We start from the raw sequence: 16,341 nt of genomic DNA, 5'->3' as shown, positions 1-16,341 counted from the left end.
TGACCGATGACGACCGGGAGAACGATCGCGCTGTGGGCGCTGGTGATCTTCGTGGGCATCCAGTTCGGCGCGGGGTGGTACGAGAAGCTGGCGATCGTCCCGCTGTGGACGGACGTGCCCACCGACCAGACCCTCACCGCCATGGAGGAGTCCGGCATGAAACGGGCGGGGCGGGCGTTCTGGCCGTTCGTCTCGCCGGTCGTGGCGCTGCTCGCGGTGGTGAATCTGTTGCTGGCGCGCCGCGCGCCGGCACCGATGCGGCGGTGGTGGCTGCTCGGCGCCGCGGTGATGACCGCCTACGCCGTGGTCAGCTACGCGTATTTCGTGCCGCAGATGTTGATGTTCCAGTCCGGGGGTGCGGACTGGTCGGCGGAGCGGGTGGACACCTTCGTCACCTGGTGGACCGGGCTGAACTACGCCCGCATGGCCCTGGGCGGCGCGGGCTGGCTGTGCCTGCTGCGCGCGCTGTCACTGTCGGGGGCCCACGGCGCGCCGGTTCGATCACGCAACGTCCCCAGGTACACACTGGATCGGTGACTTCCACGCAGGACGGCCAACGCACCGAGATCGACGCGGCGCCGGACACCCCGGCGCCGCCGGTTCCGCACCGTGGGCACGGCAGGTTCGTGCGGGTCCCGCACATCGCGGGGACGGTGCTGGGCGTTTTCGCGGTGCTGTGTTTCCTGTGGAGCCTCTCGCCCGCGCTGCGGTTCCTGACCCAGGCGCCGCGCCGCTACATCGACGACTACTACTTCGACGCGCCCGACACGAACCTCATGTGGGCGCTGATCGTCGGACTGCTGGCGGGGGCTATCGCCAGCCGCAAGCGGATCGCCTGGTGGTTGCTGGTCGGCTACCTGGCGCTGTTCGCCTTCGCGAACGTGCTGGAGTTCGCCGGGGAGGGCAACGTCCACGCGTTGATCGCGATGGTCGTGCAGCTCGCCGTGATCGGCGTGCTGATCGCCTCGTGGAGCGAGTTCTACACGCGGGTGCGGCCGGGTGCGGTGCGCAAGGCGCTGGGCGTGCTGGCCGGCGGCCTGGCGGCGGGCTGCCTGCTGGGCTGGGGGCTGGTGGAACTGTTCCCGGGTTCGCTGCCCGGTGGCTGGCAGCGGCCCGCGTGGGCGGTGTACCGGGTGACGGCGGCCATCCTGGTGGAGAACGAGCACTTCGACGGGCATCCGCGCCCGTTCGTGAACTTCCTGCTCGGCCTGTTCGGCGCGCTCGCGCTGCTGGCGGCGGTCATCGTGCTGTTGCGCTCGCAGCGCGCGGAGAACGCGATGACCGGGCTCGACGAGTCGGCCATCCGCGGCCTGCTGGAACGCTCCGACGTGGAGGATTCGCTCGGGTACTTCGCCACCCGGCGCGACAAGGCGGTGGTCTTCGCGCCCAGCGGTAAGGCGGCTGTCACCTATCGCGTGGAGCTGGGCGTCTGCCTGGCCTCCGGTGATCCGATCGGCGGGCGCGAGGCCTGGCCGCAGGCGATCGACGCCTGGCTGCGCATGGCGGATCAGTTCGGCTGGGCGCCCGCGGTGATGGGCGCGAGCGAACTGGGCGCGACGGCCTACCGGCGCGCGGGCCTCTCCGCGCTGCGGCTCGGCGACGAGGCGATCCTGGACACGCGGAGCTTCTCGCTGGCGGGCCCGGAGATGAAGCAGGTGCGCCAGGCCGCCAACCGGCTGCGCAAACACGGTGTGACCGTGCGCATCCGCCGCCACCGCGACATTCCCGCCGAGGATTTCGCCTCGATCATCGCTCGCGCCGAGGCCTGGCGCGACACCGAGACCGAACGCGGCTTCTCCATGGCGCTGGGCCGGCTCGGCGACCCGCTCGACGGCGACTGCCTGCTGGTGGAGGCGGTGAACCCGCAGGAGAAGGTGCTCGGCATGCTGTCGCTGGTGCCGTGGGGCCGCACCGGCGCCTCGCTGGAACTGATGCGCCGCGATCCGCACAGCCCCAACGGCGTGATGGAGCTGATGATCTCCCAGCTCGCGCTGAACTCCGACCAGTACGCGATCACCAAGGTGTCGCTGAACTTCGCGGTGTTCCGCGCGGTGTTCGAGGAGGGCGGGCGCATCGGCGCGGGCCCGGTGCTGCGGATGTGGCGCGGGGTGCTGCTGTTCTTCTCGCGCTGGTGGCAGCTCGAGGCGCTGTACCGGTCGAACGTGAAGTACCAGCCGCACTGGGTGCCGCGATTCTTCCTGTTCGAGGAGCGCAGGCAGTTGCCGCGGGTGGCGATGGCCAGCGCCCTGGCCGAGGGCTTCCTGCCGCGCCTGGGCAAGGAGCCCGACGCCAGCGCGCACACCGGCCTGCACAGCGCGGTGCCCCCGGGCGTCACCGGTCTGCACCCCGACGGCAGCCCGCCGGAATCGTCGGAAGACGAACTGGCCGAACAGCTTCCGAAGCGCCCCGAGCAGGTGCGGGTGCGCATGGACAAGCTGGACCGGATGGTCGCGGCCGGCGTCGACCCCTACCCCGTGGCCTATCCCCCGACGCACACCGTCGCGGCGGCGCGGCGCTCCCCGCGCGGCACCACCGTGCGGGTGTGCGGCAGGCTGCTGCGCATCCGCGACTACGGCGGCGTGATCTTCGCCGTGCTGCGCGACTGGACCGACGACATCCAGCTGGTCATCGACCGCGAACGGGTCGGCGCGCGGCGCAGCGCCGAATTCGGCGAGTACTTCGACCTGGGCGACCTCATCGAGGTGAGCGGCCAGATCGGGCGCAGCCGCCGCGGCGAACTGTCGCTGCTGGCGGCGGACTGGCGGATGAACGGCAAATGCCTGCACCCGCTGCCTGACAAGTGGAAGGGCCTGGCCGATCCCGAGGCGCGCGTGCGCCAGCGCTACGTGGACATGGCGATCAACGCCGAGACCCGCGAGGTGATGGCCAAGCGCAGCGCGGTGGTGCGCTCGCTGCGCGATTCGCTGAACTCGTGGGGCTACCTGGAGGTGGAGACGCCGATCCTGCAACAGGTGCACGGCGGCGCCAACGCCACGCCGTTCCTCACCCACATCAACGCCTACGACCTGGACCTGTACCTGCGCATCGCGCCCGAGCTCTACCTCAAGCGGCTGTGTGTGGGCGGGATGGAGAAGGTGTTCGAGCTGGGGCGCACGTTCCGCAACGAGGGCGTGGACTTCAGCCACAATCCCGAGTTCACCATCCTGGAGGCGTACGAGGCGCACAGCGACTACGAGCGGATGATGCACACCTGCCGCCACCTGATCCAGAACGCGGCGATGGCGGCGAACGGGTCGATGGTCGCGCTGCGGCCCGCCGCGGACGGGTCGTTCGAGCAGGTGGACATCTCCGGCGAGTGGCCGGTGAAGACGGTGCACGGCGCGGTGTCGGAGAAGGTCGGCGCGCAGGTGTCGCCGGAGACGAATGCCGAAGAGCTCCAGGCGATCTGCGACCGGGTCGGGGTGCCCTACCTGCACGGGTGGGACGCCGGGCAGATCGTGCTGGAGATGTACGAGCACCTGGTGGAGGCCACCACCGAGGCGCCCACGTTCTACATCAACTTCCCCACCTCGGTGTCGCCGCTGACGCGCTCGCACCGCAGCATCGCGGGGGTCACCGAACGCTGGGATCTGGTGGCGTGGGGCGTGGAACTCGGCACGGCCTACAGCGAACTCACCGATCCGGTGGAACAGCGCCGCCGTCTCACCGAGCAGTCCATGCTGGCGGCGGGCGGCGATCCGGAGGCGATGGAGCTGGACGAGGACTTCCTGCAAGCCCTCGAACACGCCATGCCGCCCACGGGCGGGCTCGGGATGGGCGTCGACCGGGTCGTCATGCTCATCACCGGCCGCAGCATCCGCGAGACCCTGCCGTTCCCGCTGGTGAAACCCCGCTGAGGCGAATCCGGGTTCGACACGTCCGCGGCCGGGTAACACCAACCCGGCCGCCACACGGTCGATGTCGATGTCGAACGGAACCGTGAGATTCAGCCGGTCGTGATGGATGCCGGTCAGCGCGTACGCCGACGCGGCGGGGTCGAGTTCGTACACGTAGACAACCGGTCGGCCGTCGACGTTCTCGACGCGCCAGAAATGGCGGATACCCGCCGCCGCGTAGAGCCGGGGCTTGCGATCGCGGTCCCGGTAGCGCGATTCCGCCGAGACCACCTCGATGGCCATCACGACATCGTCCGCTTGATAACCCGTGAGGTCGGGACCGCCGTCACGCTCGGCGAGCACCACCACGACGTCCGGTTCGGGCCGCTGGTCCGGGGCGAGCGTCACGGTCATCTCGCGTCGGACGCGAAGATACTCCGGTGCGTGCCGCCGCAGTTCCGCGTCGAGAAGAGTGATCGCCAGCACGTGGAACTTCGCCTGCGGGCCCACGAAAACGAGGCTCCCCTCGATCAACTCGGTGTGCGGGGGAAGGTCGGGCAGGCGATCCAGATCCTCGGCCACGAAACCTCCCGGCGGAGGACGTAGCCACTGCGGGAAGGGTTCGGGATTTATGAGCACCTACCCAGTAGGTATCAGGCGCCACCCGCCTCGGCGACTACTGGACCCGATCGGGCAGAGTGGCGCTGTGCAGTTGATTCTGGTACGGCATGCGCAGCCGGTGCGGGTGGAGGGGAGTTCGGGGCCCGCTGATCCCGAGTTGTCGGAGTTGGGGCGGGAGCAGGCCGGGCGGGTGACGGAGGTGCTGGCGCGGCGCGGGGTGGTGCGGGTGGTGAGCAGTCCGCAGCGCCGGGCGCGCGAGACCGCCGCGCCCACGGCGGCGAAGCTGGGGCTCGGGGTGGACGTCGTGGACGGACTGGCCGAGTACGACCGAGATCTGCCCGCCTATATTCCGATCGAGGACGCCAAGCGCGAGTTCCGCGAGACCTACGACCGGATCAAGGCCGGGCACCTCCCCGAGCAGATCGACGGGCCCGCGTTCGTGGCGCGGGTGCGCGCCGCCATCGAGGAGATCGTCGCGGCGGCCGACCACGCCGACACGGTGGTCGCGTTCGCGCACGGCGGCGTGATCAACGTGTTGCTGCAAGAGGTGCTCGAACTGCCCCGGCCGCTGACCTTCCCGATCGACTACTGCTCGGTGACGCGAATCCTGTTCTCCCGCACCGGCCGCCGCACGGCCGCCACCGTCAACGAGAACGGTCACGTGTGGGATCTGCTGCCGCGCAACCTCGCCCCGCGTGAGCACTGAGCGCCGCGCTCACAGCGGACTACCAGTCTCGTCGCACCGTGGTCACAGCGCGGCGTCCTTCCATGGGACGCGGGATCACCGCGAGGGTGATCACCCGACGAGAGAAGGGATTCCGTGTTGCTCACCGACAACATACGCAGAGGCGCGGTGCGGGTCGCGATGGCGGGCGCGCTGATCGCCGTACCGCTGGCCACGCTGGCCGCTACCGCGAGCGCCGACCCCGCCGCGACCGACCCGGCCGAGACCGTCACCATCCACCTCGAGGAGGGCGCCGAGGTGACCCGTCCCGGCGAACCAGGCTTCGACCGGACCCGCCCGGCCATCCCGGCCCGGCCGGGTGAGGGACCCCGCGTGGAGTTCCGCCAGTTCCCGCCCGATCAAGGCGAGGGCCCGCGAGTGCGGTTCCGTGAATTCCGCGAGCCCGCCTTCCCGCTGCCCGCGACGGGATCGGCGGGCAGCAGCTGACAGAAACACGAAGGTCGCCTCCCGCGCGGGGGAGGCGACCTTCGCCGCGTTCACCGGGTGATCAAGCCATGCCCCGGATCCAGTTGTGCATCCAGGAGATGGCGGTCTGCCCGCCGCCCACCGAGTAGTTGCCGTACACGGTGTGCGCCTGCGAACGGTAGAAGCGCTCCAGATCCTTGGCGCGCTGCTGGTTCGCGCTGTCGGAGAGCTGCGCCTGCAACGTCGGCACGCCACCGTGGGCGAACAGGTCGTTGAGGATCGCGCCCGCCTCGAGCTGGTAGCGCCAGACGTTGGCCGGGTTGGCGTCCGAACTCTGGGCCAGGAAGCCGGCGAAGCGGGTGACGAAATCGTCGGTCGCGGTGGCGCAGTACAGGTCGTCGACCGCGCAGATGGTGCGGGTGCGGTCGGCCAGCCAGCCGAAGCCGCCCACGCGCGGACCACCGGCGCCCGCGCCCGGAGCGGGCGGACCCACCTGGATATCGGTGGGCGAACGGCGCGGATCGGAGATCAGGCCCACGCCCGCGACCCGGTCGGCGGGCACCGCACCCAGGCCGGTGCCGATCTCGGCGGCCACATCGCCCGCGGCGTCCGCCCCCTGGCTGTAGCCCACGAGCGCGAACTTGGTGCCGCCGCAGCGCTGCGCCATCGCCGACAGCAGGCCGCGCGCGGCGTTGGTGGCCTGCTTCTTCGAGTTGCCGTAGACCTCGCCCTCCCACGGGAAGGCGGTGGCCGCGTAGGTGACATAGTCGACCTTGGTGTTCGCGGGTAGGCCCCGGGTGACCCCGGCCAGCATGCCGGGTTGTGGCTTCTTGTCGTGGCCGGTCTCCCAGGTGCCGGGGATGGCCACCACGTACAGGCTGGGGCAATTGTCCGCCGCCGCGGTCCCGCTGCCGAGCACGAGTCCGGACGCAATCGCCGCGGAGGCTCCCACAGCCGCGACAATCTTCTTCAACCGCATACCGCTCCAGTTCACACCTGAGCCCCGATTGGAGGGGCTGTTCCCCGACGAGTTGCCGCTAACATGCTGAACCCGACGGATGTCGTTCCAGTGCACGCCGGGTTAACTCGAGTTACCCGCCACTATGACGGGCGCAACCAGACCCCGAATCCGGAAATGCGCCCGTACAACGGACACCACAATAGGGCTCGGCCGTCACACACGCCATTCGAGTCCCGGGACTTGGCCGATTTCCGACATACGAAAGCGCCCACGAACTTTCGTCCGCGGGCGCCTCGTGATCAGCCGGTCAGCGCTGGGCGACCATGGTGGGGGTGACCGGCGCGGGCAGCGCGGTCTCGCCCTCCAGGAAGCTGTCCACCGCGGCGGCCGCGGCGCGGCCCTCGGCGATAGCCCACACGATCAGCGACTGGCCACGGCCCATGTCGCCGGCGACGAACACGCCGGGAATGTTGGTGGCCCAGTTCTTGTCGCGCTGGACGTTGCCACGCTGGTCGTAGCCGACACCGAGATCGCTGAGCAGGCCCGGCTTCTCGGGGCCGACGAAGCCCATGGCCAGCAGCACCAGATCCGCCTCCAGAGTGAAGTCGGTGCCGTCGACCTTCTCGAAACGGCCGTTGACCATCTTCACCTCGTGCGCCTCGAGGCCGGTGACCTTGCCGTCCTTGCCGACGAAACGCTCGGTGTTCACCGAGAACACCCGCTCGCCGCCCTCCTCGTGCGCCGAGGACACCCGGTACATGAGCGGGTAGGTCGGCCACGGGGTGGAGGAGGCGCGCTCCTCCGGTGGGCGGGGCATGATCTCGAACTGGTGCACCGAGGCCGCACCCTGGCGGTGCGAGGTGCCCAGGCAGTCGGCGCCGGTGTCGCCGCCGCCGATGATGACGACCTTCTTGCCGCGCGCGTGGATCGGCGGCAGGCCCTCGGCATCGGCGACGTCGTCGCCCAGCTGCACCCGGTTGGCCCAGGGCAGGAACTCCATGGCCTGGTGGATGCCGTCCAGCTCGCGGCCGGGGATCGGCAGGTCGCGGGCCTGGGTGGCACCGCCCGCCAGGACCACCGCGTCGAACCGCTCGCGCAGCTCGTCGGCGGTGATGTCCACGCCCACGTTCACGCCGGTCTTGAAGATGGTGCCCTCGGCCTCCATCTGCGCCAGGCGGCGGTCGATGAAGCGCTTCTCCATCTTGAATTCCGGGATGCCGTAGCGCAGCAGGCCGCCGATGCGGTCGGCGCGCTCGAACACCGTGACGGTGTGCCCGGCGCGGGTCAGCTGCTGGGCCGCGGCCAGACCGGCCGGACCGGAGCCGACGACCGCGACCTTCTTACCCGTGATGCGGGTCGGGTACACCGGGGTGACCCAGCCTTCGTCGAAGGCGTTCTCGATGATCTCGACCTCGACCTGCTTGATGGTCACCGGGTCCTGGTTGATGCCGAGCACACAGGACGCCTCGCACGGAGCCGGGCACAGGCGGCCGGTGAACTCCGGGAAGTTGTTGGTCGCGTGCAGGCGGTCGATGCCCTCGCGCCAGCGGTCCTTGTACACCAGGTCGTTCCACTCGGGGATGAGGTTCCCCAGCGGACAACCGTTGTGACAGAACGGGATACCGCAGTCCATGCACCGGCTGGCCTGGGTGCGGAGGGTGTCGTGGGAGAAGTTCTCCTCGTACACCTCCTTCCAGTCCATCAGGCGCAGCGGGACCGGACGCCGCTTGGGCAGTTCCCGCGAGGTGTGCTTCAAGAAACCTTGTGGGTCAGCCACGTGCCGCCTCCATGATCGCCTCGTCCACGTCCTTGCCGCTCTTCTCGGCTTCGGAGATGGCGAGCAGAACCTTCTTGTACTCGCGAGGCATGACCTTCACGAAATGATTCACCTGCTGCGACCAGTCGCCCAGGATGCGTTCGGCGACCGCCGAACCGGTCTGGTCGCGGTGCTCGGTGATGATGTCGCGCAACCAGGTGAAGTCGTCGCCGCCGAGCTGCTCGATGGCCTCGCTCTGCTCCGAGTTGACCCGCTCGGCGAAGGTGCCCTCCGGGTCGTAGACGAACGCCACGCCGCCGGACATGCCCGCGCCGAAGTTGCGCCCGGTCTCCCCGAGGATGACGACCTTGCCACCGGTCATGTACTCGCAGCCGTGGTCGCCCACGCCCTCGACCACCGCGGTGGCGCCGGAGTTGCGCACGGCGAACCGCTCGCCCACCACGCCGCTGATGAACACCTTGCCGCTGGTGGCGCCGAACAGGATCACGTTGCCCGCGATGATGTTCTGCTCCGCCGCGAAATCGGCGGGCGCGTTCGGCGACGGGCGCACCACGATGTGCCCGCCCGAAAGTCCCTTGCCGACATAGTCGTTCGCGTCACCCTGCACGCGCAGCGTGATGCCGGCCGGGACGAACGCGCCGAAGCTGTTGCCCGCCGAGCCGGTGAAGGTGATGTCGATGGTGTCGTCGGGCAGGCCGGTGCCGCCGTAGAGCTTGGTCAGCTCGTGGCCGAGCATGGTGCCCACGGTGCGGTTCACGTTCGTGATCTTGGTCTCGAACTTCACCGGCTCGCCGCGCTCGAGCGCATCGCGGCTCTGGGTGATCAGCTGCTGGTCCAGCGCCTTGTCCAGACCGTGGTCCTGGGCCTTGGTGCAGCGGCGGTCCTGGTACATGAACGCCGTCTCGACGTCGTCCAGGATCGGCGAGAGGTCCAGCTTGCTGGCCTTCCAGTGCTGCTTGGCCTTGGCGGTGTCGAGCAGGTCGACCCGGCCCACGGCCTCGTCCAGCGTGCGGAAGCCCAACTGCGCCAGCAGTTCCCGCACCTCCTCGGCGATGAACAGGAAGAAGTTCTCCACGAACTCCGGCTTGCCGGTGAAGCGCTCGCGCAGGATCGGGTTCTGCGTCGCGACGCCCACCGGGCAGGTGTCGAGGTGACAGACGCGCATCATGATGCAGCCCGACACCACCAGCGGCGCGGTCGCGAAGCCGTACTCCTCGGCGCCGAGCAGCGCGGCGATCATCACGTCGCGGCCGGTCTTCATCTGGCCGTCGACCTGCACCACGATGCGGTCGCGCAGACCGTTGAGCAGCAGCGTCTGCTGGGTCTCGGCCAGGCCGAGCTCCCAGGGGCCGCCCGCGTGCTTGAGCGAGGTGAGCGGCGAGGCGCCGGTGCCGCCGTCGTGGCCCGAGATCAGCACCACGTCGGCGTGCGCCTTGGACACGCCGGCGGCGACGGTGCCGACGCCCGGCTCGGCGACCAGTTTCACGTGAATCCGCGCCTGCGGGTTCGCGTTCTTCAGGTCGTGGATGAGCTGGGCCAGATCCTCGATCGAGTAGATGTCGTGGTGCGGCGGCGGCGAGATGAGGCCGACGCCCGGGGTGGAGTGACGCACCTCGGCGACCCACGGGTACACCTTGTGCGCGGGCAGCTGACCGCCCTCGCCCGGCTTGGCGCCCTGGGCCATCTTGATCTGGATGTCGGTGCAGTTGGTCAGGTAGTGCGCGGTCACGCCGAAGCGGCCCGAGGCCACCTGCTTGATCGCGCTGCGGCGCCAGTCGCCGTTCTCCTCGACCTCGAAGCGCGCCGGATGTTCGCCGCCCTCACCGGAATTCGAGCGGCCGCCGAGCCGGTTCATGGCGATGGCCAGCGTCTCGTGCGCCTCGGCGGAGATGGAGCCGTAGCTCATCGCGCCGGTGGAGAACCGCTTGACGATCTCGCTCGCGGGCTCCACCTCGTCGATCGAGATCGGCGCGCGCTCACCGGTCTTGAACTTGAACAGGCCGCGCAGCGAGGCCAAGCGCTCGGACTGGTCGTCGACCAGCTTGGTGTACTCCTTGAAGATCGAGTACTGGCCGGTGCGGGTGGCGTGCTGGAGCTTGAACACCGTGTCCGGGTTGAACAGGTGGTACTCGCCCTCGCGGCGCCACTGGTACTCACCGCCCACCTCGAGCTCGCGGTGCGCGCGCTCGTTGCGGTTCTCCAGGAACGCGGTCCGGTGGCGGGCGGCCACGTCGGCGGCGATCTCGTCGAGCCCGATGCCGCCCAGGTGCGAGCGCAGGCCGGTGAAGTACTCGTCCACCAGTTCCTGCGACAGGCCGATGACCTGGAACAGCTGCGCGCCGTTGTAGGAGGCCATGGTGGAGATGCCCATCTTGGACATCACCTTCAGCACGCCCTTGCCCGCGCCCTTGATGTAGTTGGCGACGGCCTTGCGGTTGTCGGCGGCCAGGTCGCCGGTGCTGCCGGGCAGCTCCAGCGCGCCGCGCTCGAGCATGTCCTCGAGGGTCTCGAAGGCCATGTACGGGTTGATCGCGGCCGCGCCGAAGCCGACCAGCATGGCCATGTGGTGCACCTCGCGGGCGTCACCGGCCTCCACGATCAGGCCGACCTTGGTGCGGGTGCGCTCGCGCACCAGGTGGTGGTGCACCGAGGAGGTCAGCAGCAGCGACGGGATCGGCGCCAGCTTCTCGTTGGACTCGCGGTCGGACAGCACGATGATCGCCGCGCCGCCCTCGATGGCCGCCGAGACCTGCACGTTGATGGCCTCGAGCGCCTTGCGCAGGCCCTTGCCGCCCTTCTTCACCGGGTACAGGCCGCGCACCACGACCGAGCGCAGCTCGGGCTGCGATCCGTCGTCGTTGATGTGCACCAGCTTGGACAGCTCGTCGTTGTCCAGGATCGGCTGCTCGATGGCGATCTGCTTACAGGACTCCGGGCCCGGGTGCAGCAGGTCGGCCTCGGGGCCGAGGTTGCGCTTGAGGCTGGTGACGACCTCCTCGCGGATGGCGTCCAGCGGCGGGTTGGTGACCTGCGCGAACAGCTGCGAGAAGTAGTCGAACAGCAGGCGCGGACGCGAGGAGAGCACGGCGATCGGGGTGTCGGTGCCCATCGAGCCCAATGCCTCGCCGCCGGTCTTGGCCATCGGCGAGAGCAGCAGGTTCAGTTCCTCGGTGGTGTAGCCGAAGATCTGCTGACGGATCAGCACCCGGTCGTGCGACATGTGCTCGTGCGGGCGGTCGGGCAGATCGGCCAGGCGGGTCACGCCCTCGTCCAGCCACTGCTGGTAGGGGTGCTCGGCGGCCAGCTCGGACTTGATCTCGTCGTCGCTGATGATGCGGCCCTGCGAGGTGTCGACCAGGAACATGCGGCCGGGCTGCAGGCGGGCCTTCTTCACCACGCGGGCGGGGTCGATGTCGAGGACGCCGACCTCCGAGGCCATCACGACCAAGCCGTCGTCGGTCACCCAGATGCGGCTCGGCCGCAGGCCGTTGCGGTCGAGCACGGCGCCGATGACGGTGCCGTCGGAGAAGCACACCGAGGCCGGGCCGTCCCACGGCTCCATCAGCATCGAGTGGTACTCGTAGAACGCGCGGCGCTGCGCGTCCATGGTGTCGTTGCGCTCCCAGGCCTCGGGAATCATCATCAGCACGGCGTGGGGCAAGCTGCGGCCGCCGAGGTGCAGCAGTTCCAGCACCTCGTCGAAGCGCGCGGTGTCGCTCGCCCCCGGGGTACAGACGGGGAAGATCTTCTCGAGCCGGTTCTTGCCCGCCGAGTCGATGCCGAACACGTCGCTGTTCAGCAGCGCCTCGCGGGCGCGCATCCAGTTCTCGTTACCGGTGACGGTGTTGATCTCGCCGTTGTGGGCGACGCGGCGGAACGGGTGCGCCAGCGGCCACGACGGGAAGGTGTTGGTGGAGAAGCGCGAGTGCACGATGCCCAGCGCGGACTCGACCCGGTCGTCCTGCAGGTCCAGGTAGAACGCGCGCAGCTGGGGCGTGGTGAACATGCCCTTGTACACGAAGGTCTGGCCGGACAGGCTGGGGAAGTACACCGACTCGCGGCCCATCGAGCCCTCGCCGGGGCCCGCGTTGCCGAGTTCGTGCTCGACCCGCTTGCGGATGACGTAGGCGCGCCGCTCCAGGTCCATACCGGTCAGCTGCTCGGCGGCGCCCTTGGGCGAGGCGATGAAGATCTGGCGGAAGGTCGGCATGGCGTCGCGCGAGAGCGCGCCGAGCGAGGACTCGTCGATCGGTACCTCGCGCCAGCCGAGGACCTCGAGGCCCTCTTCCTTGACGATCTTCTCCACGCCGTACGCGGCGCGGGCGGCCTCGCGGCGGGCCTGCGGCAGGAAGGCGATTCCGGACGCGTAGGCACCCTCGGCGGGCAGCTCGAAGTCCACGATCGCGCGGAAGAAGCGGTCCGGGATCTGGATCAGGATGCCCGCGCCGTCGCCGGAGTTCGGCTCCGCGCCCGCGGCACCGCGGTGCTCCAGATTCAGAAGGGCCGTAATAGCCTTGTCCACGATGTCGCGGCTGCGGCGGCCGTGCATATCGACGACGAATGCGACACCGCAGGCGTCGTGTTCGTTCGCCGGGTCATAGAGACCAATGGATCCGGGTGACCGGTGGCCAGGAAGTTGCGTCATGCCTCTGCCTTCAAGAAAGTGGCCTTCGAAGAAAAACGGCCTTTCGTCGAACGCCTCCGTCAAGACTGCGCCCGTACGGTCCGGAAACCAGCCGCGCTGATGGTCTTCGGCGTGCAGTCACGTCTCCAGTTGTCCACCCGCTTCGTGTGGGGTGCTGGCGGTAACGCATCGCTTACGCGATCCTTACCTCCACGCGGGTGTTCGCCCGCTACTCTGGCCACCTGCCATGGTGTGCCCGAGCGGGCGACGTTGCCGAGCTTTTGTGTTCGGCGTAAGAGCAAACGATAAGTCAGGTCCGGGGCCCAACCAACTAAGGTTGCACTAATTACCCGTTCTAGCTGGGCTTCTTCAAGTCGGTCCTCCACGTGTGCGCGTCGTCCAGTGTAAAGCAGCGCGCGGGCGCGGATCGATCCCCCGGCACCGGGTGCCGGGGGGTTCGAACAGCCCTTCGCGCGGCGTGCGCCACCGCCGTCTCCGGCCGGAGAAACCGCGCTCACCTGCATCGAAGTGGATTTCCCCGGCCCGGGTCAGGACAAACCAAACGTGGGGCGGCTAACTCCGCCCGCGCCGCGCTGAGACATCTGTGACAGGGGTGTGACAAGCCACGGCACCGATCCGACCGTCCGGACTCTTTTGCCGCCTGTGGCTTTCAGCACACGTTCGGCAACTTCCGTTCGGTGGTGTCGGACACAGTCGGCGCAGGCGTGCTCAGGCGGGGCCGCACAGCGCCACCGAGGCCCGGACCAGGGCCGCCCGGTGCAGCGCGTCGGCGGCGGGGAAGCGCGCGAACACGGTGGGCGCCAAGCGAACCGCGCAGTCGGGCGCGGCCAGCAGCGCGCGATGGGCGGCGAGTTCGGTGACGATGCCCGCGTTGAGCCGGTCGATCACCCGGCGCAGTTCGGAGAGGTCGGGCGGGGTGGCGGGCGCGGCGGCCGGATCGAACCGCCAGCGGGTGACCAGGCCGTACTGCACGGTCTTGCCCGCCTCGATCTGCCCGGTGAACACCGCGCGCACCCGGGGCGCGGACAGCCCGTGGCCCGCGCCGAGCCGGACCATGGCGTCGTAGACCAGGGCCTCGCGCTCCGGATCGTCGATCCGGGGCGGCACGCCGTCGCGCGCGGCGTCGGCCCATTTGGCGGCGGCGATCGCGTCGGCGGTGTTCAGGCGCTGCTCCACGAGTCCGACGAGACGGTCCAGCGGGTCCGGCGGCTGCGCCGCGGCGCTACCGGCGAACGCCACGAGCAATCCCGTGAGCAGGGCGAGTGTTCGAGCGCGCATCCGATGCTCCGTTCCCCCGAGGCCGAATCACCCTGCCAGCGTAGGCCTTCGGCGCGCGGCGGCCGAGCACCCCGCCGGACCGGAATGTGAGGCTGGCCACATCGGCCCCGGCGCACTCGGTGAGTCGGGCCCCGGCCTGTCACGCTGGGACAACGAATCCGTGACAGTTTCGCCGAGCTGTCATGAGGGACTCGGAGGGTGTGATCCATGTCCATCACCGGCTTGTTCACCTGGCTAGGCGGAGGTCGCACGGGCGAGATCGCCGAGGGCCACGAACGTACGAGCTACACGCTGAGCGGCGCCGTCGTCGCACTGTTCGCGCTGGTCGCGGGCGGTGTTGTGGCGGCGGCTACGGCCGCGACCGGCACCTGGCCCGCCGTGGCCATCGTGCCCGTCGTGCTGATCGTCACGCTGCTGGCGGGCGCGCTCGGGCGCGCGCTGGCCACCCCGCGCGCGAGCGGCGGGCCCGACCGCGTCGGCCAGATCGGCCGCGTCGCCGTCGCGGTGCTGACCGGTGTGCTACTCGCCGAGCTGGCGAGCACCGTGATCTTCGGCGGCTCGGTGGACCGGGTACTCGACGAAAAGGCGTACGCCGCCACCGAATCCGCACCCGGTGTGGTGGCCGCCCGCGCGGAGGCCGAACAGGCCCGCGCCGACCGGGCCACCCTGAACGAGACCATTACCAAGGCCGAACAGGACATCGACCGCGCATTGGTCATCGCCCGGTGCGAGTACAACCCCACCCCGGAGTGCCCGCAGACCCGCATCACCGGCGTCCCCGGGCGCGGCCCCGAATCGCAGACCGCCAACGAGATGCTCGACGACGCCCGCGAGCGCCTGGCCGCCGCCCAGGACCGCGCCGCCGGTCTGGACGAGCGCGCCGCCGCGGCCGAAAGGGCAACGGCCGCAGCCCGATCCGCCGCTCTCACCGAGGGCGATCGTGGGCTCGGCGCGCGCTGGGCCGCGATGCACGACCACACCACCGAGTCCGGCGCGCTGCTGGTGCGCCTGGCCGCCCTGGCCGGGTTCGTCCTGCTGGCCCTGCTGCCGCTGCTGCTGCGCCGGTGGCGCGGTGAGACCTCCTTCGACCGGCACAACGCCGCCCGCGCCGTCGCCGACCGGGCGGCCCGCGAGGCCGAGGCCGCGATCGCGGTCAAACGCGCCGAGGTGCACGCCGAGGCCGAGCGGCTGCGCGCCGAGCAGCAGCTCACCGCCGCCCGGCTGGCCGTCGAGGCCGACGCCGCCATCGACAGGGAGCGCCAGCGCACCCGCGTGATCGCGGCCATCGGCGGGCTCGAGATCGGCATCACCGAACCGCAGCGCCTCGAGGAGTCGAAGCGCCCCGAACTGCCTGCCGCGCAGGCCACCGACCGAAAGGACGGCTCCGTGCCCCACGAGACCGCGAACCTGCCCGCCACCGTCAGCCCGGGTGTCCTCGCGCCGGCGGCCGCGGGCGGACAGCTCGTGCCCGCCCAGGGCGCGGGGCGGCCCGCCGAGCCCAAGGGCGGCGGGCTGGAGCTGCCGATCATCGGCACCGTGCCGTTCACCGACACCGCCGCCCGCTGGATCCGCCCGCTGGTGCCCTCCTTCGTCGCCAACGCGCTCGACACCGCCACGCACCCGCTGCGCACCGCCCGCCAGGCGTTCGAGGAGGTCGAGGAGATCACCTTCACGCTGCGCCGCACCCGCAAGGTCACCGTCGACACCCAGGATTCGCACGCGCCGCAGCAGACCGTCACCGCCCCCGTCGGCTACCAGCTGCCGCCCGGTTCCCCCGAGGCGTGGCACGCGCACCGGATCGCCTCGGCCGTGGTGGACGCGCCCGCCGCGACGCACGATCCGCGCTACGCGGCACTCCCCTACACGGACCCGCGCACCGGCCATCCGCTGCCGCCCGCCGACCCCCGGTCCGAACTGCCCGCCGCCGACCACCGCGAACTCCCCTACCGCGGGCCGCGCGAACTGCCGCCGGGCAAGTAGGCGCCCGCTCGCGCTGCGGGCGAATGTCCGATTTGATACGTTGCCCTGTCCGGATTCCGGACGGGCGGAACGAAACACGTTCCGCTCACCCAT

At 70.1% G+C, this 16,341-nt stretch carries 9 protein-coding genes and 1 pseudogene; 5 read left to right on the top strand and 5 right to left on the bottom strand.

Annotation, left to right across the window (positions count from 1 at the left end):
* Positions 1-6: 6 nt before the first annotated feature.
* Both DFR74_RS15085 and lysX read left to right on the top strand, forming a co-directional pair.
* Positions 7-537, top strand: a complete 531-nt coding sequence (locus DFR74_RS15085; protein WP_067514581.1) for a DUF1772 domain-containing protein — start codon at positions 7-9, stop codon at positions 535-537.
* Complete coding sequence (gene lysX / locus DFR74_RS15080; protein ID WP_067514580.1) at positions 534-3,857, top strand: bifunctional lysylphosphatidylglycerol synthetase/lysine--tRNA ligase LysX; 3,324 nt, start codon at positions 534-536, stop codon at positions 3,855-3,857. The genes DFR74_RS15085 and lysX overlap by 4 nt, the downstream gene beginning before the upstream one ends.
* 144 nt (positions 3,858-4,001) lie before the next feature.
* Here lysX and DFR74_RS15075 read toward each other — a convergent pair.
* Positions 4,002-4,418 (bottom strand): annotated as a pseudogene (locus DFR74_RS15075) (Uma2 family endonuclease); the annotation flags it as partial.
* Between the two features lie 124 nt (positions 4,419-4,542).
* On the opposite strand from DFR74_RS15075, the gene DFR74_RS15070 reads away from it, so the two are divergent.
* The gene (locus tag DFR74_RS15070; RefSeq protein ID WP_067514573.1) at positions 4,543-5,163 is read left to right on the top strand and encodes a histidine phosphatase family protein; all 621 of its coding nucleotides are present in this window, start codon (positions 4,543-4,545) and stop codon (positions 5,161-5,163) included.
* A 114-nt stretch (positions 5,164-5,277) separates the two neighbouring features.
* Positions 5,278-5,628: a hypothetical protein gene (locus DFR74_RS15065; protein WP_067514571.1), complete on the top strand. Its 351-nt coding sequence runs from the start codon at positions 5,278-5,280 to the stop codon at positions 5,626-5,628.
* Between the two features lie 61 nt (positions 5,629-5,689).
* On the opposite strand, the gene DFR74_RS15060 is transcribed toward DFR74_RS15065, so the two are convergent.
* The 4 genes from DFR74_RS15060 to aroQ form a co-directional block, all read right to left on the bottom strand.
* Positions 5,690-6,586, bottom strand: a complete 897-nt coding sequence (locus DFR74_RS15060; protein ID WP_084538246.1) for a cutinase family protein — start codon at positions 6,584-6,586, stop codon at positions 5,690-5,692.
* 289 nt (positions 6,587-6,875) lie between these two features.
* Positions 6,876-8,345, bottom strand: a complete 1,470-nt coding sequence (locus tag DFR74_RS15055; RefSeq protein WP_067514569.1) for a glutamate synthase subunit beta — start codon at positions 8,343-8,345, stop codon at positions 6,876-6,878.
* Entirely contained in the window at positions 8,338-12,990 is a 4,653-nt protein-coding gene (gltB, locus tag DFR74_RS15050; protein ID WP_067514567.1) for a glutamate synthase large subunit, read from the bottom strand. Before gltB ends, DFR74_RS15055 begins: the two co-directional genes overlap by 8 nt.
* A 708-nt stretch (positions 12,991-13,698) precedes the next feature.
* Entirely contained in the window at positions 13,699-14,268 is a 570-nt protein-coding gene (gene aroQ, locus DFR74_RS15045; RefSeq protein ID WP_067514565.1) for a gamma subclass chorismate mutase AroQ, read from the bottom strand.
* A gap of 207 nt (positions 14,269-14,475) precedes the next feature.
* Here aroQ and DFR74_RS15040 point away from each other — a divergent pair, with 207 nt between their 5' ends.
* Entirely contained in the window at positions 14,476-16,248 is a 1,773-nt protein-coding gene (locus DFR74_RS15040; RefSeq protein ID WP_113975114.1) for a DUF4407 domain-containing protein, read from the top strand.
* Positions 16,249-16,341: the final 93 nt, after the last annotated feature.

The organism is Nocardia puris, from assembly GCF_003315035.1.
GTDB lineage: Bacteria > Actinomycetota > Actinomycetes > Mycobacteriales > Mycobacteriaceae > Nocardia > Nocardia puris.
Note: the sequence above shows the minus strand (reverse complement) of the source record. Positions and strands in the feature narration are given on the sequence as shown.

Coding starts and splice junctions, on each gene's coding strand:
- DFR74_RS15085 (WP_067514581.1), top strand. CDS start 7: ATGACGACCGGGAGAACGATCGCGCTGTGGGCGCTGGTGATCTTCGTG.
- DFR74_RS15060 (WP_084538246.1), bottom strand. CDS start 6,586: ATGCGGTTGAAGAAGATTGTCGCGGCTGTGGGAGCCTCCGCGGCGATT.
- gltB (WP_067514567.1), bottom strand. CDS start 12,990: ATGACGCAACTTCCTGGCCACCGGTCACCCGGATCCATTGGTCTCTAT.
- aroQ (WP_067514565.1), bottom strand. CDS start 14,268: ATGCGCGCTCGAACACTCGCCCTGCTCACGGGATTGCTCGTGGCGTTC.
- DFR74_RS15040 (WP_113975114.1), top strand. CDS start 14,476: ATGTCCATCACCGGCTTGTTCACCTGGCTAGGCGGAGGTCGCACGGGC.